Source organism: Thalassospira lucentensis (genome assembly GCF_050516545.1).
Lineage (GTDB): Bacteria > Pseudomonadota > Alphaproteobacteria > Rhodospirillales > Thalassospiraceae > Thalassospira > Thalassospira lucentensis_C.
The window spans coordinates 3,906,820-3,930,310 of the sequence record NZ_CP191544.1; the positions used below are offsets into that span (position 1 = coordinate 3,906,820).

Genomic DNA, 23,491 nt, shown 5'->3' on the forward strand with positions numbered 1-23,491 from the left:
AGCCAATTACTTGCCGAGGCGGGTCACACCTTCTTCTATCAGGCTGGCTGCTTTTTCAGCGCCTTCCCAACCGGTCACTTTAACCCATTTGCCTTTTTCGAGGTCTTTGTAACGCTCGAAGAAGTGCTGGATCTGATCGCGTAGGATTTGCGGCAGATCTTCGTGGGATTTGATGTCGGTGTAGTACGGGTCGATTTTATCATGGGGAACGCAGATCAGTTTTTCGTCCTGACCAGCTTCGTCTTCCATCATCAACACACCGATTGGACGGGCGCGGATGACCGAACCGGCAACAACCGGCTCGCGGAACATGACCATGGCATCAACCGGGTCACCGTCTTCGCCAAGTGTGTTGGGGATGAAGCCGTAATTCACCGGATAATACATCGAGGTATGCAAGAATCGGTCAACAAAGACAGCACCGGAGTCTTTGTCTACTTCGTACTTTACCGGTCCGCCCTGCGGAATTTCGATGACGACATTTACGTCCCACGGAACATCTTTGCCGACAGGAATCTTGTTGAGATCCATCTGGGAAAATCCCTTTCGCTTTTATAAAGGCATGCCCCGAAAAAAACGGGGCGGCTGTTTTCGGCTTCGGAACGGCGTAAATCGCATCCCAAAGAGAATGATGCCGCCCTTTTATCGTGAAATGTCGCAGCTTCCAAGGGGGTGCGCATGCGTCCTTGGTCGAAAGTCAGGCAATCTCTTTTTCAGCTTGCGATGAGGGGGCCTTTTTGACCGAACCATTCTGGTCGTTAACGGCCGATGGCAGATAGCGTTTTGGGTCATTGAGAAGGTGCTCATTAAACCGGTGCCAGTTGCTTGCACCATCACCGCCTTCGTGACGCTGGGCAATTTTTCGATCATGGAAAAGATGCAGAACGGGCGAGCAATATTCGACATTCTTGCGTTTCAGGCCGGATCGCAACAAGCGCAGGACGAAATCTGAATCTTCCCAACCATGCCCTTGATATGCCTCGTCAAAGCCGTGAATCTTGTCAATATCTGCTTTGAAAACCCCAAGATTACACGTCTGTGCTTTGCGCCAGCATTTTTCATGCTCCCACAGCCACGGGCCGTTATGAGGAAGGCGAATGAACTGAAACGGACGGTTTGTAAACCCGAACACGGCAATCAGGAACAACATCGCACGTGGCCATTTATGAAATGCCCACTTGCGCGCAAGCAGCGTTTTGGTCAGGCGTTGTTTAATGAAAACGCGTTTGCCCGAAACCAGACAACCGGCTTCTGCTGCCTTGCGGTGGCGGGTGATGAAGTCAGGCATCACACAGCAATCACCATCAATGAAGATAACAAGCTCGCCTTCCGCCATGGCGATGGCACCATTGCGGGCCTTGGCAACCTTAAATCCGTTATCTTCGTGCCAGTAATGTTTGACGGGAACCGGGGATGTGGCGGCAAAACTCTCTATCACACGGGTGGTTGCGCCACCTGATCCATCATCCGCAATGATGATTTCGAAATTGCGATCCTGTTGATCTGCAAGAGAATTTAGCACCAGGGAGAGTGCTTCAGGCCAGTTATAGGTCGTGACTACGACCGATACCAAGGATGTCATCTTCCCCATAAACCCCATTCTTTTTCGGCAGATTCGCCGTAAATTTTGTCGGGGAACCCTACTATTTTCAACGATTCAGGGCAATGGACAATCAGATCACATGATCTTTTTACGGGCGAGTGATGCTGTTTTCGGATTGATCAACTCGCGGATCCAATTGGCGGCTTCAATCACCACTGGATCTTTTTGGCGGGCCGGGCGGATCAAAAGGCGATACCACCAGTGCGAAATGAAATCCGGGAAATTAAGTGCAACCAGTTCGCCGCGCTCAACATAATTGCGTGCAACCACATCTGTACTGGCAACAATACCCTGACCAGCACGGGCTGCTTCAAGGGCCCAGATATGATGGCTGAAGGTCCAGCAATCCGCCAAGGAGAAACTGGCATTCTTGAACCATTGTTCGATCTGGGAAAATTGTTCGCTGTCACTGTCGATCAGCAAAATGTCGCGCGGACCAAGATGGGCAACGTCAATATTGCCGGCATCGAAGCCACGCTTTTCCAACCATTCCGGGGCGGCAAAGGCGGTATAGACTTCTGGTGTCAGAAGTTCGGTTACCCAGTTTTCAGGGCCGGGTAAATCCTTGGGCGCGATTTGCAAAGCCAGATCGATTTCAAGCGGATCAAGCCCGTCATCAAATTCGATCTTGCGAAATTGCACCGGGATATCGGCCGGCAAGCGGTCGCGCAGGTTATCAAGCTCATAAAGCAATACGGTCAGCGCTGGAGTTGCCAACGCACCAATACGAATGGCCTTGCCCTTGTCCGGGCCAACTTCACCGGTGATATCGGCAATGCCATCAAGTGCCTCTGTCAGGCGGGGCAGCAAAAGCTCGGCCGACTTTGTCGGGCTCAGGCCGCGGCCCTTACGGGTGAACAAAACCACGCCAAGACTTTCTTCCAACTGGCGCAGTTGATGGCTGATGGCACTTTGGGTGACATGCAGTTCTTCGGCGGCACCTTTGACACTTTGATGGCGGGCGGTGGCTTCAAAGGCGACAAGCGCGCGTAACGGGGGCAATTTTCGGCGCATTGAACTTTTCCATACGGACAGTTTCGCAAGGGTTCTACTGTCTATCAGGCCTGATGTGAAAGTGGGGCAAAAAAATCTCATCAATGGCTGAAAACTCTTCATTCGTTTTTTGCGAAACAAGCAGGCAATATCATTGTCATACAGGGTTTCCGGCCTTGATTTTCGATGCCTCCTTGCGCCACCACGCAGCAGTCACTGCCGATTGCCGGAAACCCTAATAGCTTTCAAAATATTGGGAACGACCATGACCGGGACGCTGATGCGCCTAAGCGGCAATCTCCGCGGCGTTTTGTGGATGACCGCTGCGATGGCATCAGGCGTCTTTGTCGATGTTTGCGCCAAGCTGGTGTCGCACGATGTGCCAACAGCACAGATTTTGGCAATGCGCGCGGTCACAACGGTCGCTGTGTTTCTGATCATCTTGATGTTTATCGGCACACGGTCCATCCGAACCCGTCGCCCCATGGCGCATGCTGCACGTGGGTTGCTGTGGTATGGATCGCTGTTCTTTGTGTTCTTTGCGCTGCGCCAAATGAGCATCGCCGAGGTCAATGCCTATTTGTTTATCGAAGCATTGCTGACCGTGCTGCTGGCGGTGGTGATTTTGGGCGAGAAGCTTACCGCCCGCAAAATGATTGCCACCTTGCTGGGGTTGGTGGGGGTGTGGGTTATGTGCGCCCCGCAGATGGATGGGTTTGGGTTGCCCCTTGGTGTGGCAGCGGCCCTGATCGGGGCATTTTGCTTTTCTGCCCAAACCCTGTTTGCCAAGGTCCTGACCCGGACTGAAACCAATTTTTCCATGCTGTTCTGGCCACAGATCGTCGCAATCGCGATTTGGGTGCCGATTGCCGTGATCATGTGGCAACCGGCCTCGCTTGTCGATTGGGTGTATTCTGCCGGTGCGGGCTTTTTTGCCATGATGACCAATTACATGGTTTTGCGTGCCGTTCGCGTGGCTGATGCCAGTGTTGTCTCGCCTGCTGCCTATACGGCACTTCCCTTTTCCGTCGCGATGGATTTGATCTTTTTCGATATGCTGCCGATGCCATTTATTTTTATCGGGGCAGGGATCGTGGTTCTGGCAGTCATGCTGTTGGATTTCAAAGGCGGGGCCAAATCGATCGATCCCGAAGAAGCCGCAGAAATCGGGGACGAAGAACCCTCCCCGAAACCTGCCAAGGCCTGAGAATCACGTTGTCAGACCATCAATCCTTGGTGTTTTGAGCATGGTGGGATAGCGAATCCGCCGGTGCCTGATCGCGGGGTTCCATGCCGTAATCGCGAATGACACCGGCAACACGTAAGCGATAATCGGCAAAGATACGATTGCGGCCTTCGTTCTGTGCCACCCGATGTTCTGGCACATTCCGCCATGCTTTAACCGCATCTTCATCGCGCCAGAATGACAGGGAGAGAACTTTCCCCTCTGTTGTCAGGGACTCGAACCGTTCGATTGAAATAAAACCATCCATCCCCTCAAGAATCGGGCGCAGGTCCGCAGCAGTGGCGAGATATTCGTCATAATGATCGGGGTGTGGGGTGACTTCGAAAATCACGGCAATCATGGCTTGATCAGCTCCGAATGTGGGGATGAAGCAATTTTCAAAAACTGGCGGTCTTCGCGCAGGATGAATTTCTCGCGCTGGGAAAATGCGTAATTCTCCCGTCCCAGCGGATCATCTTTCAGGCGTGCGCGATAGGCTTCATAGGATGCCAGATCGGGCAAATGATAGATACCATAAGCAGTTGTCAGCGATCCTTCATGCGGGGCGAAATATCCGACAAGGTCCGCACCACATCGCGGGATGGCCTGCCCCCAGTTTCGTGCATACTCAATGAAGGCGTCTTTTTTGTACGGGTCGATTTCATAGCGGATAAAACAGGTGATCATATTGATTTCTCCTTCTTCGGGACGGATGGTTCGATTGCGGGTGGGTGAAATGAACTTGAAAATACCGGCGCGAGATTGATCGCAATGACACCAAGGATGGCGCAGAAAATTCCCGCAAGCGTCGAAAGTGTCAGGGGTTCTCCAAGAAGCCCCACACCCAGCAATACGCCAATGCCCGCCCGAAGATAGCTTTGGCTGGCGACGCCCATGGAACCCAAAGTCCGCAACAGCCGGAAATAGATCAGAAGGGCAAATGCGGTACAGAAAACGCCAAGTGTTACGGCGGCCAAAACAGCGTCGATTGAGGGTGAAAGGTTCCATGGCCGGTCAATAATGATGCTGGTCGGGATCAGAAAAACACTGGCCCAGATCATTGTCCCGGCGGCTGAAACGCCGGGGGATAAATGCGATAACTGGCGTCCGTATAATGCAGCACCCGCATAGAGGACGGCCCCTGCGAGAATGGCTAACTGTCCGGCAACCTGATCGCCAAGTCCCGCCAAAACCCCCGGCCCGACAATCAGGACAACACCGGTGATGCCAAGCAGCGCACCTAAAAGCTTGAAAGGTCCGGCATTGCTGCGCCCGACAAAAACAAGGGTGAAAAGATAGACAAAAACCGGGGAGGTTGAATTCAATACGCTGGCAAGGCCGCTATCGACGAACTGTTGACCCCAGGCAAGTACGGTCCATGCGCCAAGGCTATTGAAAACGGACTGGGTGAATAATTTCCGCCAGGTATTCCCGTCTCGGGGAAATCTTCCAGCCTGCCAAATGACCAAGCCACACAGAAACAGGGCGGCAATTCCGACACGAAATCCAATCAGGGTCAGCGGTGGTATCTCGGCAACGGCAATTTTGATCAGCACATAGGACCCGCCCCAAAGCGTGGCCAGTACAGCCAGCAGGGTAAGTTCAAGTGCTAGATTGGGTCTGGTCTGGTTCATTTACGGCTCTTGGGTGTCAGTTGACTTTGCAAGAACCGGAATAGCCGATTGTTTGCTCTTAATGCTTCGACTAACATCGAACTATGAAAGAAGGACCCGATATTGCCCGCGTGGCTGCATTGCTTGGCGATCCGGCGCGCGCGAATATGCTGACCGCACTCATGAGCGGTCGGGCCTTGACCGCAGCTGAACTGGCGCAAGAAGCTGGCGTGACGCCGCAAACCGCAAGCTCGCATCTGGCAAAGCTTGAAGCAGGATTGATCCTTACCCAGCGCAAGCAGGGGCGGCATCGTTACTTCACGCTGTCAGGCCCGGACATTGTCGAAGCACTTGAAGTCCTGATGGGAATAGCCAACCGGGTTGGCCATAACCGGGTGCGCACCGGACCAAAGGACCCGGAGCTTCGACGTGCACGGGTCTGTTACGACCATTTGGCCGGTGACATGGGGGTCGCATTGTTTGACGGGCTTACCCGGCGCGGTTTGATTGAAACCGACATCAACGGCGTGAGTTTGACCAAAGATGGCATCGAATTCGCCGCCACATTTGGCATTGATCTTGATGCGCTGCGCAGCAAACGCCGACCGCTCTGTCGGGAATGTCTTGACTGGAGTGCCCGGCAATCACATCTGGCGGGATCGTTTGGCGCAGCGCTACTGGACCGATTTTATGATCTGGGTTGGGCCAGGCGAGTTTCCGACTCGCGCACGGTTCGGTTTAGCACCGAAGGCGAACGTCAGTTTCGCGACCTGATCAGTCGCTAGTTTTCAAAAGGGCGGCAACAAATTTCGGCACCAGATCGGTGGCCGCACCGTAGGCGCTATGATCAAACAAGGTTGCACCTGAACTGGGTTCAAGATTGAGCTCAACCGTTTCAGCAGCGCCTTCTTCATGGGCAATCTGAACAAATCCTGCCGCCGGATAGACATTGCCCGATGTGCCAATTGATATGAAAAGACCGCAACTGCCCAAGGCGGCATAAATGCGTTCCATCTCAAGCGGCATTTCGCCAAACCACACCACATGCGGGCGCAGCCCACCCGATTTGCTACAGGACGGGCAGCGGGTTTCCTTGGTCAGATCATCGCGCCAGTCGGTCAAAAGATCGCAATGCGTGCAGCGGATTTTTTGCAATTCGCCGTGCATATGGATCAGGTTTTGGGATCCGGCACGCCCATGCAGATCATCGATGTTTTGCGTGACCAGTAAAACATCCCCCGGCCATTCTGCTTCCAGCTTTGCCAAGGCAAGATGGGCGGCGTTGGGCTGAACTGCGGGGTCAAGCAACCCGGCCCGTCTATCATTGTAAAAGTGATGCACCAGATCGGGATTGGCAATGAAGGCATCCGGTGTGGCGACTTCGGAAATGTCGTATTTTGCCCAGATGCCATCCGGATCGCGAAATGTATGCAGGCCGCTTTCCTTGGAAATACCGGCACCGGTGAGAATGACAATCGGGGCAGCTTCATTACGCAAAATGTCAATCAGATCGGGGCGAAGTGGCATGGCAAGGGAATCCTGTCAGGTTGGAAATTTGGGTTTTGGCGTTCCGGCTGTTCCATGGATGCGCACCAACGCGGGCATGACGATTATCGGGCCGTCTTTAGGGTAAATGTCTTGAGAGTGTACGTCATTCGCATAAAGGCGGGAATCCATCGAGACATAAACTTCGCCACACGCAAAACAAAACACCCCCGCCAAATATAATATCTGGCAGGGGTGTTTGATAAACCCGATCCGCTAAAACCGGTTTATGCGTTCTGATATGTCTTAGGCCGAGGTATCGACATTCCCGCCGGGGGTGTCGTCCTTTGCCGGTGCTTCGCCAGCCGGGTTTTTGGTAACCCCAACCATTGCCGGGCGCAAAAGGCGGCCTTTGAGCATGTAACCGGCCTGCATGACCTGTGCGACATGACCGTCCGGGTATTCCGGGTTCGGCATTTCAAACACGGCCTGATGTTTGTTCGGGTCAAGCTTTTCACCAAGCGGTTCAAGCTTTTCAACGCCGTTCTTTTCAAGTGCGCGCAAAAGCGTCTGTTCGGTCATTTCAACGCCTTCAACCAGCGTTTTCATCACCGGGTCGGCAGCAGACGTGTCGCCAGCAGCATCAAGGGCGCGGCGCAGGTTATCGCCAACATCAAGCAGTTCACGGGCAAATTTGGTAATCGCATAATTGCCAGCATCTTCGACGTCTTTTTTCGCGCGGCGGCGGGTGTTTTCCACCTCGGCGGCCTGACGCAACAGACGGTCTTTAAGTTCGGCAACTTCGGCTTGAAGGGCGGTGACCGGATCTTCGATCACGATGTCTTCGCTCTCGGCTTCAAGCGCATCTGCTGCGATATCTTCGGCGGCGGCTTGCTCTGCGTTTACATCCTGCAGATCTTCCGGAGAATTCTTTGCGGTTTCCGACATGGCTAACCTGTTACTTTCACGTTATGCGGCCTGACACGCAGCGCCGCGATTTATCCAATCAGTCGACCGACCAGTTTGGCGGTGTAATCGACCAGCGGAATGATCCGGGCATAATTGATCCGGGTCGGTCCGACAACCCCGATTGCGCCCACAATGCTGCCTTCTGCATTCTGATAGGGCGAAATCACCATCGACAGACCCGATCCCCCGAACAGCTTATTTTCCGACCCGATGAAAATCTGAACGCCTTGAGCGTCCGTCGTCACATCAAGCAATTCAATCATCTGATCCCGGGCTTCGAGAATATTAAACAGGCGGCGAACGGTCTCAAGCTGTTCAATTGTATCGATATTTTCCAACAGCTGGGATTGTCCCTTTACAATCAGGGACGACCCTTTGACCCCGCCAGCCCATGTTGCAAGGCCCGCATCAATCAGATTGGCAGAAAGATCATCAAGCTCCTGCTTAAGCCGATCCCGTTCGTGCGTGATCAGCAATCTGGCATCATCAAGTGTCTTTCCCGCCAACCGGGTATTTAGATAATTCGCAGCTTCTGTCAATGCCGAGGCGGGCAAATCGACCGGAACATCAAGGATTCGGTTTTCAACACTGCCGTTTTGCGACACCAGAACCGCAAGCACCTTGCCCGGCGAAAGGGCAACGAATTCGATCTGTTTTAGTCGAATGCCATCGGTTTTTGGCGCAACCACCAATCCGGCACAGCGCGACAGGCCCGACAGCATGGTCGTTGCTTCGCCCAGCATCTGATCCAGCGAATAGCCCGCCTGTTCGCAATTCTTGGTCAGTTGGTCGCGTTCGGCATTGGGAAGATCACCGACCTCCATCAATGCATTAACAAACAACCGCAGGCCTTTTTCACTGGGAAACCGACCGGCCGAAATATGTGGGGCAACCAAAAGCCCCATTTCTTCAAGGTCGGACATGACATTGCGAATGGTCGCTGCCGACAGGCTTTCCGACATGCGCCGCGCAATTGACCGGGACCCGATGGGTTCGCCGGTTTCGACATAGGCATCGACAATCTGACGGAACACTTCACGTGACCGCGCATTCATGTCGCCAAGCAATGTATCGTCAAAGTGCGCCATGTGTACGTGCCAACCAGTTTAAGCAAATCATGATTGAAGTTGCCGTGAGAATTTAGTCAGGCAATGGCACTGCGTCAATCGCACCGGCATTGCACAACCAATTGAACCGTCACCTGTTTCAAGGGTTTGGTTTGAAAACAGGGTTTCAATCACACGAATCGTCTGAATTCAGACCGGGAAACTGCTGGACCTTTGGCGGGTGTCATCTTACTTTGGGCCAAATTTCCAGACAGTTTAGTATTCTTGTCTTTTGCATGAATACCATACAGACAACCAAGAGGTTCCCACCCATGCGCCCATCCGGCCGTTCCGCTGATCAGCTTCGCGACGTTTCAATTGAAACCGGTATTTCCAAATATGCCGAAGGTTCCTGCATGATCAAGTTTGGGGACACGCACGTTATATGTACCGCAACGGTCGAAGATAAAGTTCCGGGCTGGATGCGCAATTCTGGCAAAGGCTGGATCACCGCCGAATACGGCATGTTGCCGCGTGCCACCGATTCGCGCATGAACCGCGAAGCCGCCCGTGGCGGTCAGTCTGGCCGGACTCAGGAAATTCAGCGACTTATCGGTCGTTCGATTCGCGCCGTTGCCGACATGAAGGCAATGGGCGAAATGCAGATGCGTCTGGATTGTGATGTTATTCAGGCCGATGGCGGTACCCGCACAGCCTCAATCACCGGTGCGTATGTAGCAGCCCATCTGGCGTTTCAGGGTGTCCGTCGCCTTGGCCTGATCAAGGAAATCCCGTTCACCCAGCCGGTCGCAGCCATTTCATGCGGCATTTATAACGGCGAAGCCGTGCTTGATCTTGATTACGCCGAAGACAGCAATGCCGGTGCCGATGCCAACTTCGTTCTGGCCGGAAATGGCGGGATTGTTGAAGTACAGGCAACTGCCGAAGACGTTCCGTTTGATCGCGAAGCCTATGACAAGATGTTCGCGCTGGCCGAAAAAGGCTGCAAAGAGCTGTTTGCCAAACAACGCGAGGCACTTGGCCTTTAAGGTCGCTGATCTTCGTCCCATGCTGGCCTGAAAATGGCGGGTAGCTGCGCTTCGGTTCTCGCGACCACCCATTTTCGGCTCAGCATGAAACGAATCTCAAGAACCTTATTCTGATCTAACCCTTTAATTAAAATCGCTTTCAGGCAGACACATGGCCCGTCGCTTTACGGAAAAAAAACTCGTTATCGCCAGCCACAACCAAGGCAAGATCAAGGAAATTGGCGAACTTCTCGCACCTTTCGGGATCGAAGTCTTTTCGGCAGGGGATCTTGACCTTCCTGAACCCGAAGAAACCGAAAAAACCTTCATCGGCAATGCGCAGCTAAAATCAATGGCAGCAGCCAAGGGCGCGAACTTGCCGGCTTTGGCCGATGATAGCGGCCTTGCGGTATCGGCCCTTGATGGTGCACCGGGAATTTATTCCGCGCGTTGGGCCGGGCCGGACAAGGATTTCGACATGGCAATGGAAAAGGTCCAGAACGGTATTGGCAACCATCCTGACCGTCGGGCATCCTTTATCTGTGCGCTGTCTTTGGCGTGGCCTGATGGTCATGTTGAAAATTTCGAAGGTAAGGTGGATGGCGAAATCGTTTGGCCAAAACGGGGGCGTCACGGGTTTGGCTATGATCAGATTTTCCAACCCAAAGGATATGACGAAACCTTTGGCGAAATGGACCCGACCAAAAAGCATGAAATGAGCCACCGTGCCGATGCTTTTGCCCAGTTGGTCAAGGCCTGCTTCGGGTAAGCCGTCTGCAAGCTCATATTGCCTGCATTGAACCCATGCACGCATCGCTGATGTGATTATCGGCGGTGCGTGTTACTTTGAGGCTGTAACTTCCCGTAATCGAGATCGAGTTCCGCGTGTCCGCACCTATTGTGTCCGCCACCATGGCCGAAACTGTGCCATTTGGCATTTATATCCACTGGCCGTTTTGCCTGTCGAAATGCCCTTATTGCGATTTCAACAGTCATGTGTCCAACAGTGTTGATCATGTTCGCTGGCGCAAGGCGCTGCGTGCTGAATTGGCTGCAGGGGCCGAGCGCCATCCGGGGCGCACGGTAGGGTCGGTGTTCTTTGGGGGTGGGACGCCGTCCCTGATGGACCCGGAAACGGCGGGTGCGCTGATTGCCGATATCAAGACGTTTTGGAAAGTAACCGACGATCTTGAAATCACGCTGGAAGCCAATCCGGGTACGGTCGAGATTGATCGTTTTTCGGCCTTTGCCGCAAATGGCATCAACCGGGTTTCCATTGGCATTCAGGCGCTTAATGACCGTGATTTAAAGTTTTTGGGGCGTGTGCATAGTGCCAAGGAAGCTTTGCGCGCCCTGGACGTTGCGACCACCGTGTTTGACCGGTTTTCCTTCGATCTGATCTATGCCCGCCCGGAACATGATCCCAAGGCATGGCGACGTGAACTTCGTGAAGGGCTTGATATCGCCAATGGTCATATCTCGCTTTATCAGCTTACGATCGAGCCGGGCACGCAGTTCTATACCCTGCATCAGCGCGGTGATCTTGTTGTGCCTGACGAAGACCTGGCGACCGAACTTTACGAAATCACCCAAGAAGAAACCAGTGCGGCCGGATATGGCTGCTATGAGGTGTCCAACCACGCCAAACCGGGGCAGGAAAGCCGCCATAATCTGGTTTATTGGCGCTATGGTGATTATCTGGGGATCGGGCCGGGGGCACATGGCCGCGAAGCGGTTATTCAACCTGATGGCAGCACGGTCCCAATGGCGGTGCGCCGTCATCGCGCACCCGATATCTGGCTTGATCGGGTGGAAAAACACGGTCACGGCACACAGGAAGAAACCGTTCTTGAATCCCGTGAACGCCTGCTTGAAATGGTGATGATGGGCTTGCGCCTGAATGAAGCCATTCCGGTATCGCGGTTTGATCGGATTATCGGCAAAGCCCCGCGCGATGTGCTTGATTCGGAGCGGTTGGAAACCTTGATTGTATCGGGTGATCTGGTCTGTGATTCTTCAGGCTTGCGCGCAACCCAACAGGGACGGAACCGTTTGAACGGTGTATTGGCCTATTTATTCGACCAATCGGCGTGATCGTAAAACGGCCAAAACCCAAGAAAACCCGTATGTTTTCGGATCAACATCATTGGCGGCGTTGAAGTTTCACCAAACCATCAAAAAGGTGGTTGACACTTCAAGCTGACCGCGTATATTCCGCCCCGTTCCGGCGGGTTCCGCCGAACAAACCAGATGCCCCTATGCCCAGGTGGCGGAATTGGTAGACGCGCTGGCTTCAGGTGCCAGTGGCCGCAAGGTCGTGGAAGTTCGAGTCTTCTCCTGGGCACCATACCCCAGCACATTTTTGATGTGCTGGGGTATTGTCGTTTTGGGCCTATGCTCGTTTAATAATATCCAATTGCGTTATAATGCTGTGCAACAGCTCGAACGCTATTTGTCTCATTGTCGGAAGTATCGGCCCTTCGTCAAACAACAGCTTACCGTTTACGCTAAGCTTCATATTTTGAGCTTTGCCACGTGTTAGACGGTGATAATTGCCACCTAGTTTAGGATCAATGTGAGCGCCACCATCTTGGTCTCGCAAATATGCCGTAAGCTTATTTCTTGAAAGGTTTCGGTCGTCGTGGTCAAGAATTACGTCTTGGTGCCACCAGTCCTCGAACTTCAACCATTTACTATCGTTAAGTGTGCTATTGTGAAGTGGTTCGAAGAGCTTCGGTTTTGGATGGTTACTAGCGAGGCAGAGTAGCCTTGCACTTTGATGGTACATTTTGGTGTTTGGATCGAGACCGCGCTCTTTGAGATCTGCACGGATTAATTCTAAAACCGCTTCCCTCATAGCTCCTGTGTCAATGAACTTGAGTTGATCTCTAACTCCGAGTTGACTGAGCACGGAAGAAATCTTGTGGCCATCATGCACAAGAATCATCACATGGTTGGCGAGTCTTTTTGCTTCGCTTTTGTAGCCTGTGTCGAATATGGCTGATGATCTACGAAGAAAATCAAGCTGTTCCTGCAATTGTTCTAATAGATCATCTTTCGATCTTTTGGGCATATGTCTGCAACTAATCTAGTTAATGCCTATAGTTGTTTAAGTGATCATATTGATCATCAAAAGATTGAGGAAGTTATTTTGAGTTGCGCCTATCTGCTCGAATCAAAAGATGTAAAAACCCCACAAATGGCATGACTTTTGCGTCGCGACACGCCGTTTGCTGTGTTAAGAACAGGAAAATCCTGACCTTCTGGAGCATCGTAATGACCAATTTCCTCCATCTCGGCGATCTGCCGGGTGATCTTGACCTTGGCAAGGTTGTGGCAATCGACAGCGAGACTATGGGCCTGAACCCGCACCGCGACCGTTTATGTGTCGTGCAATTGTCGAGCGGCGATGGCGATGCCCATCTGGTCAAGTTCGATGGGGAAGATTACAGTGCACCGAATTTGAAAAAACTTCTGGCCGATGACAGTGTTCTGAAGCTGTTTCATTTTGGCCGGTTTGATATCGCCGTGATGGACAAGTATCTCGGTGTGCGCTGTGCGCCGGTTTATTGCACCAAAATCGCTTCCAAGCTGATCCGTACCTATACCGACCGCCATGGTCTGAAAGACGTCTTGCGCGAGACTGTCGGTGTTGAGATTTCCAAGCAGCAGCAAAGTTCTGACTGGGGTGCGCCCGAGCTTTCCCAAGAACAGATCGATTATGCCGCGTCTGACGTTTTGTATCTGCACAAGGCGCGCGAAGAGCTTGATCGTCGTCTGGCACGCGAAGGGCGGACCGAGATGGCGCAGGCCTGTTTTGACTTCCTGCCAATGCGCGCGAGCCTTGATTTGGCCGGTTGGGAAGACACCGATATTTTTGCCCATTCCTAAGAACGTTTAACCGCCTGTGAAGATTGGATGTGTTAGGGAATTGACCCCCACATTCGCTGGGTTCATAGTTTTGGCTTAATGATCTTGCATAAAGGTCGGAACGCCTTACTTCCTGGCGGGAAACGTAAACAAGAAACAGATGACAGTGACCCCAGATTCCAAAGCTTTATCGAATACGTCCCCCAGTCCGGCCTCTGATGCCGATCTTGCGATTGCGCGTCGGGTTCTTGATATCGAAGCAACCGCCCTTCGCGAACTTGCAGATTCGCTCAATGGTGAGTTTTGCGATGCGATCAACCTGATCGAAGGCCTTAAGGGCCGGTTGGTGGTCACTGGCATGGGCAAAAGCGGTCATATCGCCAAGAAGATCGCCGCGACCTTTGCCTCGACCGGAACGCCATCTTTCTTTGTCCATCCGGCCGAAGCAAGCCACGGCGATCTGGGCATGATTGGCAAGGATGATGCGGTTCTGGCGCTGTCCAATTCCGGTGAAACCCCGGAGCTTTCCGATATTATTGCCTTTACCCGGCGTTTCAAGGTGCCGCTGATCGGCATGACGCGTAAACCGGGAAGCTCGCTTGCCAAGCAAAGCGACTGTCCGCTGGTGCTACCTGCTAGCCCGGAAGCCTGCCCGAACAAACAGGCCCCGACGACTTCAACCACCGCGATGCTGGCCTTGGCCGATGCACTGGCGGTGACATTGATGGAGCGTCGCGGGTTTAGCGCCGAAGATTTTAAAACCTTCCATCCCGGCGGCAAGCTGGGCCAACGGTTGCTGCATGTTCGTGATGTCATGCATCCGGCCGATAGCCTGCCCTTGATTGCCAAGGACGCGCTGATGTCCGAGGCACTTGTCACCATGACCGGTCGGTCATTTGGTTGTGTCGGGGTTCTGGGGGATCGGGGCGAGTTGGTCGGGATTGTAACCGATGGCGATTTGCGTCGTCATATGGCCGATAATCTGGTGGCGATGAAGGTTTCTGATGTCATGACCGCGGGGCCGAAAGTCACCCACGAAGGGGCATTGGCGGTCGAAGCCCTTGCCATCATGAATGATCGTAGTATCACCGCATTGTTCGTTCTTGATGACGCCGGTGTGCCTGCCGGGCTTGTTCATATCCATGATCTGCTGCGTTCAGGAGTGGCATAAGGATGAGTGTCGAGGGCAATCCAAAGGTCGATTCCCGAAGGGCCCAGGGCCTTTCGCGGGACCGGTTGCCTTCCGGCCGGCGTGATGTGCGCATTAATCCGTTCCGACGGGTGATTGTGACGATGCTGAAATTCGTCTTGCCGCTAATTGCCCTGACTTTGATGGCGCTGGTGGTTTTATGGCCGCAGATCGAACAGGTTCAAGATAGCGGTTTTCGTCTTGGATTTTCGTCCTCACCCGAAGATTTGATGGAAAATGTCGCCATGACCAATCCGCGCTTTTTTGGCGTGGATGGCAACCGACAACCCTTTACCGTAACCGCGCGTGAAGCAGTTGAAACCCCCGAAACAGCGGCGCGCACCGATCATGTTTATCTTGAAGCACCACAAGCCGATATCACGCTGGAAGATGGGTCCTGGATCGCGCTGACGGCGAATGAAGGGTTCTATACCGAAACCGATGGTATGCTGGATCTTGTTGGTACGGTGAACATGTATCACGATAACGGCTTTGAAATTCATACCGAAGAAGCCGAAGTCGCGATGAATTCCGGCAGTGCCAGTGGTGACGTACCTGTCGATGGACAGGGACCGTTTGGCACGATCAAATCGGATTCAGGGTTCGAGCTTGAAGATAAAGGGGCGGTTATCCGCTTTCTCGGGAAATCCCATCTGGTGATTTTCGATAGCGCATTGAAAGGGAAGTCATGATCGCGATGCCGCTTCTAAGCCAAAAAGCCGGCAAAATTCTGATGGTGCTGCTTCTGGGCAGTGCCGTTGTCGGGCTTTATGGCTTGCCAAAGAATGCACAGGCAGATCCATTGGGCCTGGCACAGAATGGTGCGGGCGGACTGGAAGTTGAATCTGATAACGGCATCGAATGGCGTCGTAATGACCAAACCCTGATTGCGCGCGGGAATGCGGTGGCCAAACGCGGCACGTCGCGGGTTGATGCCGATGAACTTCAGGCGCTGTATCGCGACCGCGATGGCAATAGCGAGATTTATCGCATTATCGCGACCGGCAATGTCAAACTGTCGTCCGATACCGATGTCGCAACCGGTGACAAGGCGGTGTATGACATTGACGAATCCGTGGTTGTCCTGACCGGTGAGAACCTGAAATACACGACACCAAATGAAACCCTGACCGCGCGGGATAGTCTGGAATATTGGGAAACCAAACGGATTGCCGTTGCCCGTGGGGATGCGGTCGCCGTTTCGGAAGACCGCACCTTGCGCGGTGATACTTTGACCGCACGGTTCGATGCCGCAGAAGGCGGGGCAAACGAATTAAGCCGCATTGACGGACAGGGGAATGTGAACATTCGCACCTCTACCGACTTTGTTGTAGGCGATCAGGGGGTTTATGATGCTAAAACAGGTATCGTGACCTTGACGGGATCGGTTAAGATCACACGTGGCGAGAACCAGTTGAACGGGGATCGTGCCGTGGTTGATCTCAATACAGGGGTCAGTCGCCTGACTGCAGATGGTAGCGGCGGTGGCAAAGCCCGCGTTCGTGGCCTTCTGGTTCCTGAAAAAGATGAAAATAATAACCCGGGTGATGCCGGGACCGGTAACTGAGGAAAGGTCGGTAATTTGTTCTGGTCGCGCAAAAGCGGAAAATCCGACGGTTCAAAGGCGCCTGTTGTAGCTGGCGCAGCTCAAACATCCTCAGCAGGTGGCCCGCGTCTGATCAGTGCCAATAAGGGCCTAGTGGCGCATAATCTTGGCAAAAGCTTCAAGAAGCGCCCGGTGCTTAAAGACGTTTCCATATCGGTTCAGCGCGGTGAGGCTGTTGGTCTTTTGGGCCCGAATGGTGCGGGTAAAACCACCAGTTTCTATATCATTACCGGCCTGATCGCATCAGATCGCGGCAGCATTTCCCTTGATGGGCGCGATATCACCGCGATGCCGATGTATCAGCGCGCACGCATGGGAATCGGCTATTTGCCTCAGGAAGCATCGATTTTCCGGGGCATGACGGTCGAACAGAATATCATGGCTGTTCTTGAAGTGGTCGAAGACGACCGTATTAAGCGCGAACAGAATCTTGAAGACCTTCTGGCCGAATTTGCGATCGAGCATCTAAGACGCACACCGGCTCTTGCCCTGTCGGGCGGGGAACGCCGTCGTTGCGAGATTGCCCGCGCTCTTGCGGCCCATCCAAACTTCGTTCTCCTTGACGAACCACTGGCCGGGATTGACCCGATTGCAGTGGGTGATATCCGTGATCTTGTCCGTCATTTGAAAGATCGTGGCATTGGGGTCTTGATTACTGACCACAATGTGCGCGAAACTCTAGATATTATCGACCGGGCATATATTTTGCATGATGGTCGGGTTTTGATGGAAGGTGGTCCTGATGAGATCGTCAGAAATGACGATGTTAGAAGGGTTTATCTGGGCGATCGTTTCAGCCTTTGATAAAGACACCGGACAAAGATACCAGTCTTGGGGGAAGTTCGGATTGACACGGGGTAGTGCATAAATGGCCCTGAAGGCGCGGCTGGATTTACGTCAGTCCCAGTCACTTGTCATGACGCCCCAGCTGCAGCAGGCGATTAAACTGCTGCAATTCAATAATATTGAGCTATCCAATTTCATTGACAGTGAGCTTCTGGAAAATCCGTTGCTTGAGCGGGCTGATCCCGGCCAGACCTTTGCCGAAAGTGGTGATGGGGCGGTCGGCAATGGCGATGACGGGATAGATAGCCGATCAACGGACAATTTCACGGATCGCGATGACCAGTTTGGTACAGATCGCCTGACCGCCAGTGAAACCATGGGCAATGACGATGGACCGCTTGATGTGGCCAGCGATGCGCTGTATGGCGGTGAAGGTGAAATTTCGCGCAATGGTGAACCGGTTGCGGGCAACCATGATTATTCATCCCCCTATAGCGGCGGGGCTGGCGGCGGTGCCGGTGGTTCGGGGTCTGGCAGCAGCGATGATCTGCCCGGTCTTGAACAAACCCTTGCCGATGAAGCAACCTTACGCCAGTTGCTAGACGATCAGATGAACATTGCCTTTGCCGATGCATCCTCGCGTATGATTGGCAGCTATCTGATCGATATGCTTGATGACAATGGGTATGTCAGTGGCGAGCTTAGCGAAGTTTCAGACGCCCTTGAATGCAGCATCGAAGACGTTAAGCGCGTTCTGAGCGTGATGCAGGGATTTGATCCGGTTGGCATTTTCGCCCGTGATCTGGCCGAATGTCTTGAACTGCAATTGCGCGATCTGAATCGCTTTGATCCGGCGATGGCGGCCCTTCTGGCCAATCTTGATCTGTTGGCAAAGCGTGAATTTGATCGGTTGCGCCGGGTGTGCGGTGTTGATGCCGACGATCTGCATGACATGATCGCCGAGATTAAAAACCTTGATCCACGCCCGGGCAAAACAGTCGATGGTGAAGTTGCAACACCGGTTATTCCAGATGTTTTGATGCGCGCAGCCGGCAATGGCAATTGGCATCTGGAGCTGAATACCGAAGCGCTTCCGCGTGTTTTGGTGAATGAAGAATATGTCGCCCAGATCGGGTCCGGTTTACGGGATCGCGAAGAACGCGGTTTCATGAGCGAAAAGCTGCAAACTGCCAACTGGCTGGTTAAGGCACTGCATCAACGTGCGACCACGATTATGAAGGTGGCGAGCGAAATTGTTCGTCAGCAAGATGGATTCTTTAGCCACGGTGTGTCGCATTTGCGGCCACTGATCCTGCGCGACATTGCCGAAGCAATTGGCATGCATGAAAGTACGGTTTCACGTGTCACCAATGGCAAGTTCATGGCGACACCGCGCGGCATGTTTGAGCTAAAATACTTCTTTACCACAGCGATCTCATCTTCAGATGGTGGGGATGCCTATTCTTCTGAAGCTGTGCGCCATCGGATCAAGTCATTGATCGATAAAGAAGAACCGAAAAAGATTTTGTCAGATGACAAACTCGTCGAGTTGCTTGGTAAGGAAGGCATCGACATTGCCCGCCGAACAGTGGCAAAATACCGCGAGGCGATGCGCATTCCTTCGTCGGTCCAGCGTCGACGCGAAAAAAAATCACGTGCTTCCTAGCACTTTTTTACCCAAAAAATGCACCATAAAGTGCTGTAATTTAAGGTAGAATACCCATATCTTGACTTGGCTATTACGAGGGAATATGGTGCGCCCTCCTGACTGAGGGGCTCCAAACATCCATATGTACTGGTAAGTCACTCAAAGAGGGATAGGCGATCCATGCAAATTACGGTTATCGGTAAGCAACTTGACGTAGGAAACGCTCTTCGGGAGCACGTCGTCGAGACCTTGGACCCTGCGGTAGAGAAATATTTCGATCACGCGATCGAAGCCACGGTGACAATCACCAAACAGGCACATCTCTATCACACGCAAATTTCGGTCCATGTTGGCAAGGGCATGATGGTACAGGCTAAGGCATCGGCGGATGAAGTTTATCCAGCCTTTGACAGCGCCTGCGACAAAGTGGCCAAGCAGTTGCGGCGCTATAAACGGCGCCTGCGTGATCATCACGCAAGCCGGGACCAGCATGAGCAGGCTCGCCTTGATGCGGTTCACTATGTGATCGCACAGGAAGAAGATGATCATTCGGATGACAATCAGGTAAACGGCTATGAACCGGTGATTGTTGCTGAAACGCCCGATCGTATTGATACGCTCTCTGTTGGAGAAGCTGTCATGCGGCTCGACTTGGGGGATATTCCGGCGCTTATGTTCCGGAATGGTAAACATGGCGGATTGAATGTTGTGTACCGTCGCACCGACGGAAATATCGGTTGGCTTGATCCAAACGATAAGGATGCCGGTGGGGCTTGACGGGCACGGGTTCTGAGCCAAACAAGACAACGCGAAAAATGGACATATCATCTATTCTTACCCCGTCCGGGGTCATTCCGGCACTGCGGTCCGGTGCGAAAAAGGCTGTGCTTGAGGAGCTTTCCGAGAAAGCAGCCGAAGTTACCGGACGCGATGCAAGCGAGATTTTTTCTGTCCTGCTTGATCGTGAGAAACTTGGCAGCACTGGCGTAGGCGGTGGTGTCGCGATTCCACATGGCAAGCTGAATGATCTTGATCGTCTGTACATGGTCTTTGCCCGTGCACAGAACCCGATCGAGTTCGATGCAGTTGATGAACACCCGGTCGATCTGTTTTGCATGTTGATTGCACCAGAAGAAGCCGGTGCCGATCATCTGAAAGCGCTCGCACGGATTTCCCGTCTGCTGCGCAATCAGGGCATGTGCGATAAACTGCGTGGTGCTGGCTCAGCCGATGCGATCTATGCGCTACTGACACAGGACGAGGCTGAACAAGCCGCCTGAAAGGGTCAGTAACCGGCGGGTAGTCCCCGTATCGTACAAGCAGAAAACACAGAATCAAAAACCGGACGCCCCATTTGGCGTCCGGTTTTTCTATTTGGGCGTGGTATTCGTCTGTTTTCCCCGTTCAGGGCCGTAAAATCGGCCATGGAAGCGGGAAAGGAAACGGTTTGATCAACTGCCCGATTGCGTCTCTGCGGGCTCTGACGGGGCTTTTACGTCGGTCAGGCGCCCGGCCAGCACAACAAGATAAAGAACCGGAATGCCGATGATTGCGGTACCGATAAAGAACCAGCTATAGCCAACCGCATCGACAACTGTGCCCGAGAACCCGGCAAGGATTTTGGGGAACAGGGTCATGATCGAACTAAAGATCGCATATTGCATGGCGGTGAAGGAAATGTTGGTCAGGCCCGACAAATAGGCAATGAAGGCGGCTGTCGCCAACCCGCCTGACAAATTATCGGCCATGATCACCACGGCAAACATCACGGTGTCCGGCCCCATCTGTGCCATAAAGGCAAACAGGATATTGGTCACCGCCGACAAAAGTGCGCCAAGAAACAGGATCTTCACCACGCCATAGCGCACCGAAAGAAGCCCGCCCAGGAAGCTGCCGGCAATGGTCATGAACAGGCCAAAGGTCTTTGAAACGGCGGCGATTTCTTCCTTGGAAAATCCGATATCTGTGTAAAACACATTGGCCATCACGCCCATGACGATATCGGCAATGCGATAGACACCAATCAGGACGAGAATAATGATCGCGGCCTTGCCATATCGATCAATGAAGTCCTTTACCGGCGAAATATAGGTTTCTTGCACCATACCCGTCGGCGTCAATCCAACACGGGTGGTCAGCCAGGCCACCAGAATGGCCACCGCAATCGAAATCGCCAGTTTCAGGGTGCCGGCAATAAAGCCTGAAAGCTCCTTGATCATGCCGCCATCACTCAGTGCGGTTTTGAGCGGATCGGTGATGTCCCCGGCATAAAGATTGGCAAGGATAAAGGCGATGACGGTGACTGCGAACATCGCAAGGAAACGAACATAGTCAGATGTTTCGTGGAAATATTTGCTCTCGGCGCGCGGCGCATTCGGTTCGCTGACCAAAAGGGTTGTGATGACACCAATGCACATGGCAAGCGCCATGCAGCCATAAGCCATGGTCCAGGCAAACGGTTCGTACGTTCCTTCGGCTTCAAACAGGCCGGCAATGGTCAGCGCACCGGCACCCGCGACAATCATGCCGATACGATAACCGCCAATATAGGCCGAACTCATCATCGCCTGCAGATCGGCATCCGCCGCCTCGATACGATAGGCATCAATGACGATGTCCTGTGTGGCAGACGCAAAGCCAAGGGCAACCGCGGCAAAGGCCATCATGGTCAGGTTTTCGGCCGGGTCTGTCAGACCCATCCACAGGATGGCGGCAATGATGGCTGCCTGGGCAATGATCAACCAACTGCGCCGACGCCCCAGAATGCCATGCAATACAGGGAAGGGCAGGCGATCAATCAGCGGCGCCCAGACAAATTTGAAGGAATAGCCAAGGGCCGCCCAACTGAAATAGGTCACGGTGGAGCGATCAACCCCGGCTTCGCGCAGCCAGATCGACAGGGTGGAGAAAATCAAAAGGATGGGAATGCCTGCCGACAATCCCAGAAACAGCATCGTAATCACGCGTGGGTGAATGAAGGCGCCAAAGGCCTCGCCCCAGCTTTTCTTTTCTGCGCTGTGCATCGATTTTCCCCCGTTTAAAGCACTGATGAGAAGCTAGTGGAAACAGGTTAAGGAAAGCCGAAATCATTCAATCAAAACGTCAGGCGAAATGATTGCGCGGGGAAGGCACAAAAAAGGCCGATCCTGATGGACCGGCCTTTTGTAATGCTTTGTCTCGTCCTGAAATACGTTGTCACCTATAGGAGATGACAATGTCGATGTCAGGCATAGAGCGCCGTAAGCGCACACAACGTGATTACAATATGGGCTTTAAGCTGGCTGTTGTAGAACAGGTCGAAAAGGGCGAAATGACCTACAAGCAGGCACAGATGCGGTATGGCATACAGGGCCGTAGTACTGTCCTGAAGTGGTTGCGCAAACATGGTAAGCTTGACTGGTCGACAACGAGGCACAAAGCCATGTCCCCATTGAAAGAAACGCCTGAACAGAAGATCAAGCGCCTTGAAAGGGAGCTTGAAGACGAACGGATCCGCGTCATGGTGATGGATGGCATGATCACCATCATGGATGAGGAATATGGAGCGGGTCTGCGAAAAAAGTACTTATCCGAACTGCGAGAACATTACAGGCGCAAGGGCAAGTCAGTCTGAGCCGGACCTGTCGATGTTTTGGTCTTTCAAGGCAGTCGGTTTACCAGTTGTTGCAACGCCGTTGCCGACGACAGGAACAGCTCGCACCACTTTATGATTGCGTCATGCGCTTGCGCCAGCATATGCCCCGGATTGGCGCACGTAAACTCTATCATTTGCTGCAGGATGACTTGCGTCGTCTTGGCATCAAGATGGGGCGTGACCGTTTGTTTGACTGGCTCAGAGAGCATCGTCTTCTGGTACAGCCACGAAAGAATTACACCAAAACCACCCACAGCAAACACTGGATGAGAAAGCATCCGAACCTGTTGGCAGGGCACAAGCCAAGCCGCCCTGAGCAAGTGTTTGTCAGCGACATCACCTATATCGAGAGTGATGAAGGTGTGCATTATCTGTCACTGGTGACAGACGCCTTCTCGCGCAAGATCATGGGGCATGTGCTGAGCCACAGCATGGCCGCTTCTGAGGTTGTCGGAGCCTTGAAGCAAGCAATCAAAAACCGGATCACCAAAGAGCCGCTGATCCACCATTCTGATCGGGGGCTCCAATATTGTTCAGGCTGTTATCAGGAGGTGTTGAGAAAACATCAAATTACACCGTCAATGACCGATGGCTATGATTGTTATCAGAATGCCTTGGCCGAGCGCATGAACGGTATTCTCAAACAGGAGTTCCTCTTACACCGGTGCAAAACTTTCGAGGATCTCCGTAAACTGGTCAAAGAGGCCGTTGATACTTACAATACCATCCGACCGCACATCTCTCTGGAAATGCAAACTCCAGAAAATGTGCATCAAAAAGCCAGCGGATGATCATC

General features: G+C 53.0%; 25 protein-coding genes and 1 tRNA gene. 15 read left to right on the forward strand and 11 right to left on the reverse strand.

Translation table 11 applies throughout. From position 1 onward, the window contains the following. Positions 1 to 6: 6 nt before the first annotated feature. The 3 genes from ppa to ACQ0MK_RS17955 all read right to left on the reverse strand — a co-directional run bounded on the left by ppa (position 7) and on the right by ACQ0MK_RS17955 (position 2,617). Positions 7 to 531 (reverse strand): inorganic diphosphatase, encoded by a 525-nt coding sequence (gene ppa / locus ACQ0MK_RS17945; RefSeq protein WP_350045025.1) that lies wholly within the window; start codon positions 529 to 531, stop codon positions 7 to 9. A gap of 166 nt (positions 532 to 697) precedes the next feature. After that, positions 698 to 1,591, reverse strand: coding sequence for a glycosyltransferase family 2 protein (locus ACQ0MK_RS17950; protein WP_350159621.1), 894 nt, complete (start codon positions 1,589 to 1,591; stop codon positions 698 to 700). An 87-nt stretch (positions 1,592 to 1,678) separates the two neighbouring features. Further along, positions 1,679 to 2,617 carry a LysR family transcriptional regulator gene (locus tag ACQ0MK_RS17955; RefSeq protein ID WP_430473765.1) on the reverse strand — a complete coding sequence of 313 codons (939 nt, stop codon included), beginning with the start codon at positions 2,615 to 2,617 and terminating at the stop codon, positions 1,679 to 1,681. A gap of 244 nt (positions 2,618 to 2,861) precedes the next feature. Here ACQ0MK_RS17955 and ACQ0MK_RS17960 point away from each other — a divergent pair, with 244 nt between their 5' ends. Next, positions 2,862 to 3,803, forward strand: a complete 942-nt coding sequence (locus ACQ0MK_RS17960; protein WP_430473766.1) for a DMT family transporter — start codon at positions 2,862 to 2,864, stop codon at positions 3,801 to 3,803. Positions 3,804 to 3,822: 19 nt separating this feature from the next. Here ACQ0MK_RS17960 and ACQ0MK_RS17965 read toward each other — a convergent pair whose 3' ends face one another. Genes ACQ0MK_RS17965 through ACQ0MK_RS17975 form a run of 3 tightly spaced genes read right to left on the reverse strand, consistent with a single transcriptional unit; the run spans position 3,823 to position 5,455 of the window. Next, positions 3,823 to 4,182: an antibiotic biosynthesis monooxygenase family protein gene (locus ACQ0MK_RS17965; RefSeq protein ID WP_430473767.1), complete on the reverse strand. Its 360-nt coding sequence runs from the start codon at positions 4,180 to 4,182 to the stop codon at positions 3,823 to 3,825. Next, entirely contained in the window at positions 4,179 to 4,508 is a 330-nt protein-coding gene (locus tag ACQ0MK_RS17970; protein WP_430473768.1) for an NIPSNAP family protein, read from the reverse strand. The genes ACQ0MK_RS17965 and ACQ0MK_RS17970 overlap by 4 nt, the downstream gene beginning before the upstream one ends. After that, a complete protein-coding gene (locus ACQ0MK_RS17975; protein WP_430473769.1) occupies positions 4,505 to 5,455 on the reverse strand; it encodes a DMT family transporter in 951 nt (316 codons plus the stop codon). The genes ACQ0MK_RS17970 and ACQ0MK_RS17975 overlap by 4 nt, the downstream gene beginning before the upstream one ends. Before the next feature lie 83 nt (positions 5,456 to 5,538). Between ACQ0MK_RS17975 and ACQ0MK_RS17980 the strand changes: the two genes are divergently transcribed. Continuing rightward, entirely contained in the window at positions 5,539 to 6,219 is a 681-nt protein-coding gene (locus ACQ0MK_RS17980) for an ArsR/SmtB family transcription factor (protein ID WP_430473770.1), read from the forward strand. Here ACQ0MK_RS17980 and cobB read toward each other — a convergent pair. The 3 genes from cobB to hrcA all read right to left on the reverse strand — a co-directional run bounded on the left by cobB (position 6,209) and on the right by hrcA (position 8,976). Then, positions 6,209 to 6,961, reverse strand: coding sequence for a Sir2 family NAD+-dependent deacetylase (cobB, locus tag ACQ0MK_RS17985; RefSeq protein WP_430473771.1), 753 nt, complete (start codon positions 6,959 to 6,961; stop codon positions 6,209 to 6,211). The genes ACQ0MK_RS17980 and cobB overlap by 11 nt on opposite strands. A 264-nt stretch (positions 6,962 to 7,225) precedes the next feature. Beyond that, complete coding sequence (gene grpE / locus ACQ0MK_RS17990) at positions 7,226 to 7,867, reverse strand: nucleotide exchange factor GrpE (RefSeq protein ID WP_350041124.1); 642 nt, start codon at positions 7,865 to 7,867, stop codon at positions 7,226 to 7,228. Between the two features lie 50 nt (positions 7,868 to 7,917). Further along, entirely contained in the window at positions 7,918 to 8,976 is a 1,059-nt protein-coding gene (gene hrcA / locus ACQ0MK_RS17995) for a heat-inducible transcriptional repressor HrcA (RefSeq protein ID WP_430473772.1), read from the reverse strand. A 290-nt stretch (positions 8,977 to 9,266) separates the two neighbouring features. On the opposite strand from hrcA, the gene rph reads away from it, so the two are divergent. The 4 genes from rph (at position 9,267) to ACQ0MK_RS18015 (ending at position 12,309) form a co-directional block, all read left to right on the forward strand. Beyond that, positions 9,267 to 9,983, forward strand: coding sequence for a ribonuclease PH (gene rph / locus ACQ0MK_RS18000; protein ID WP_430473773.1), 717 nt, complete (start codon positions 9,267 to 9,269; stop codon positions 9,981 to 9,983). 151 nt (positions 9,984 to 10,134) lie between these two features. Further along, entirely contained in the window at positions 10,135 to 10,731 is a 597-nt protein-coding gene (gene rdgB, locus ACQ0MK_RS18005) for an RdgB/HAM1 family non-canonical purine NTP pyrophosphatase (protein WP_430473774.1), read from the forward strand. Between the two features lie 143 nt (positions 10,732 to 10,874). Next, entirely contained in the window at positions 10,875 to 12,056 is a 1,182-nt protein-coding gene (gene hemW, locus ACQ0MK_RS18010; RefSeq protein ID WP_430476045.1) for a radical SAM family heme chaperone HemW, read from the forward strand. Between the two features lie 166 nt (positions 12,057 to 12,222). Beyond that, positions 12,223 to 12,309 (forward strand) — tRNA-Leu (locus tag ACQ0MK_RS18015). 45 nt (positions 12,310 to 12,354) lie between these two features. Here the strand turns inward: ACQ0MK_RS18015 and ACQ0MK_RS18020 are convergent. After that, positions 12,355 to 13,035: a hypothetical protein gene (locus ACQ0MK_RS18020; protein ID WP_430473775.1), complete on the reverse strand. Its 681-nt coding sequence runs from the start codon at positions 13,033 to 13,035 to the stop codon at positions 12,355 to 12,357. Positions 13,036 to 13,238: 203 nt separating this feature from the next. Here ACQ0MK_RS18020 and ACQ0MK_RS18025 point away from each other — a divergent pair, with 203 nt between their 5' ends. The 8 genes from ACQ0MK_RS18025 (at position 13,239) to ptsN (ending at position 20,341) form a co-directional block, all read left to right on the forward strand. Continuing rightward, positions 13,239 to 13,853, forward strand: a complete 615-nt coding sequence (locus ACQ0MK_RS18025; protein WP_430473776.1) for a ribonuclease D — start codon at positions 13,239 to 13,241, stop codon at positions 13,851 to 13,853. Positions 13,854 to 13,992: 139 nt separating this feature from the next. Then, entirely contained in the window at positions 13,993 to 15,003 is a 1,011-nt protein-coding gene (locus tag ACQ0MK_RS18030; protein ID WP_430473777.1) for a KpsF/GutQ family sugar-phosphate isomerase, read from the forward strand. Between the two features lie 2 nt (positions 15,004 to 15,005). Then, positions 15,006 to 15,713, forward strand: coding sequence for an LPS export ABC transporter periplasmic protein LptC (gene lptC, locus ACQ0MK_RS18035; protein ID WP_430473778.1), 708 nt, complete (start codon positions 15,006 to 15,008; stop codon positions 15,711 to 15,713). Further along, positions 15,710 to 16,588, forward strand: coding sequence for an LptA/OstA family protein (locus ACQ0MK_RS18040; protein ID WP_350041139.1), 879 nt, complete (start codon positions 15,710 to 15,712; stop codon positions 16,586 to 16,588). The genes lptC and ACQ0MK_RS18040 overlap by 4 nt, the downstream gene beginning before the upstream one ends. A gap of 15 nt (positions 16,589 to 16,603) precedes the next feature. Beyond that, positions 16,604 to 17,431, forward strand: a complete 828-nt coding sequence (gene lptB / locus ACQ0MK_RS18045; protein ID WP_350041140.1) for an LPS export ABC transporter ATP-binding protein — start codon at positions 16,604 to 16,606, stop codon at positions 17,429 to 17,431. Between the two features lie 64 nt (positions 17,432 to 17,495). Continuing rightward, positions 17,496 to 19,079: an RNA polymerase factor sigma-54 gene (gene rpoN / locus ACQ0MK_RS18050; RefSeq protein ID WP_430473779.1), complete on the forward strand. Its 1,584-nt coding sequence runs from the start codon at positions 17,496 to 17,498 to the stop codon at positions 19,077 to 19,079. A gap of 162 nt (positions 19,080 to 19,241) precedes the next feature. Further along, positions 19,242 to 19,838 (forward strand): ribosome hibernation-promoting factor, HPF/YfiA family, encoded by a 597-nt coding sequence (hpf, locus tag ACQ0MK_RS18055; protein WP_430473780.1) that lies wholly within the window; start codon positions 19,242 to 19,244, stop codon positions 19,836 to 19,838. Positions 19,839 to 19,876: 38 nt separating this feature from the next. Beyond that, entirely contained in the window at positions 19,877 to 20,341 is a 465-nt protein-coding gene (gene ptsN, locus ACQ0MK_RS18060) for a PTS IIA-like nitrogen regulatory protein PtsN (protein WP_350041143.1), read from the forward strand. A 171-nt stretch (positions 20,342 to 20,512) separates the two neighbouring features. Here ptsN and ACQ0MK_RS18065 read toward each other — a convergent pair whose 3' ends face one another. Beyond that, positions 20,513 to 22,084 (reverse strand): AmpG family muropeptide MFS transporter, encoded by a 1,572-nt coding sequence (locus ACQ0MK_RS18065; RefSeq protein ID WP_430473781.1) that lies wholly within the window; start codon positions 22,082 to 22,084, stop codon positions 20,513 to 20,515. A gap of 191 nt (positions 22,085 to 22,275) precedes the next feature. Between ACQ0MK_RS18065 and ACQ0MK_RS18070 the strand changes: the two genes are divergently transcribed. Beyond that, a protein-coding gene (locus ACQ0MK_RS18070) for an IS3 family transposase (protein ID WP_430472884.1) occupies positions 22,276 to 23,486 on the forward strand; the annotation gives its coding sequence in 2 pieces (ribosomal slippage) (positions 22,276 to 22,615 and positions 22,615 to 23,486; 1,212 coding nt in all). Positions 23,487 to 23,491 lie beyond the last annotated feature (5 nt).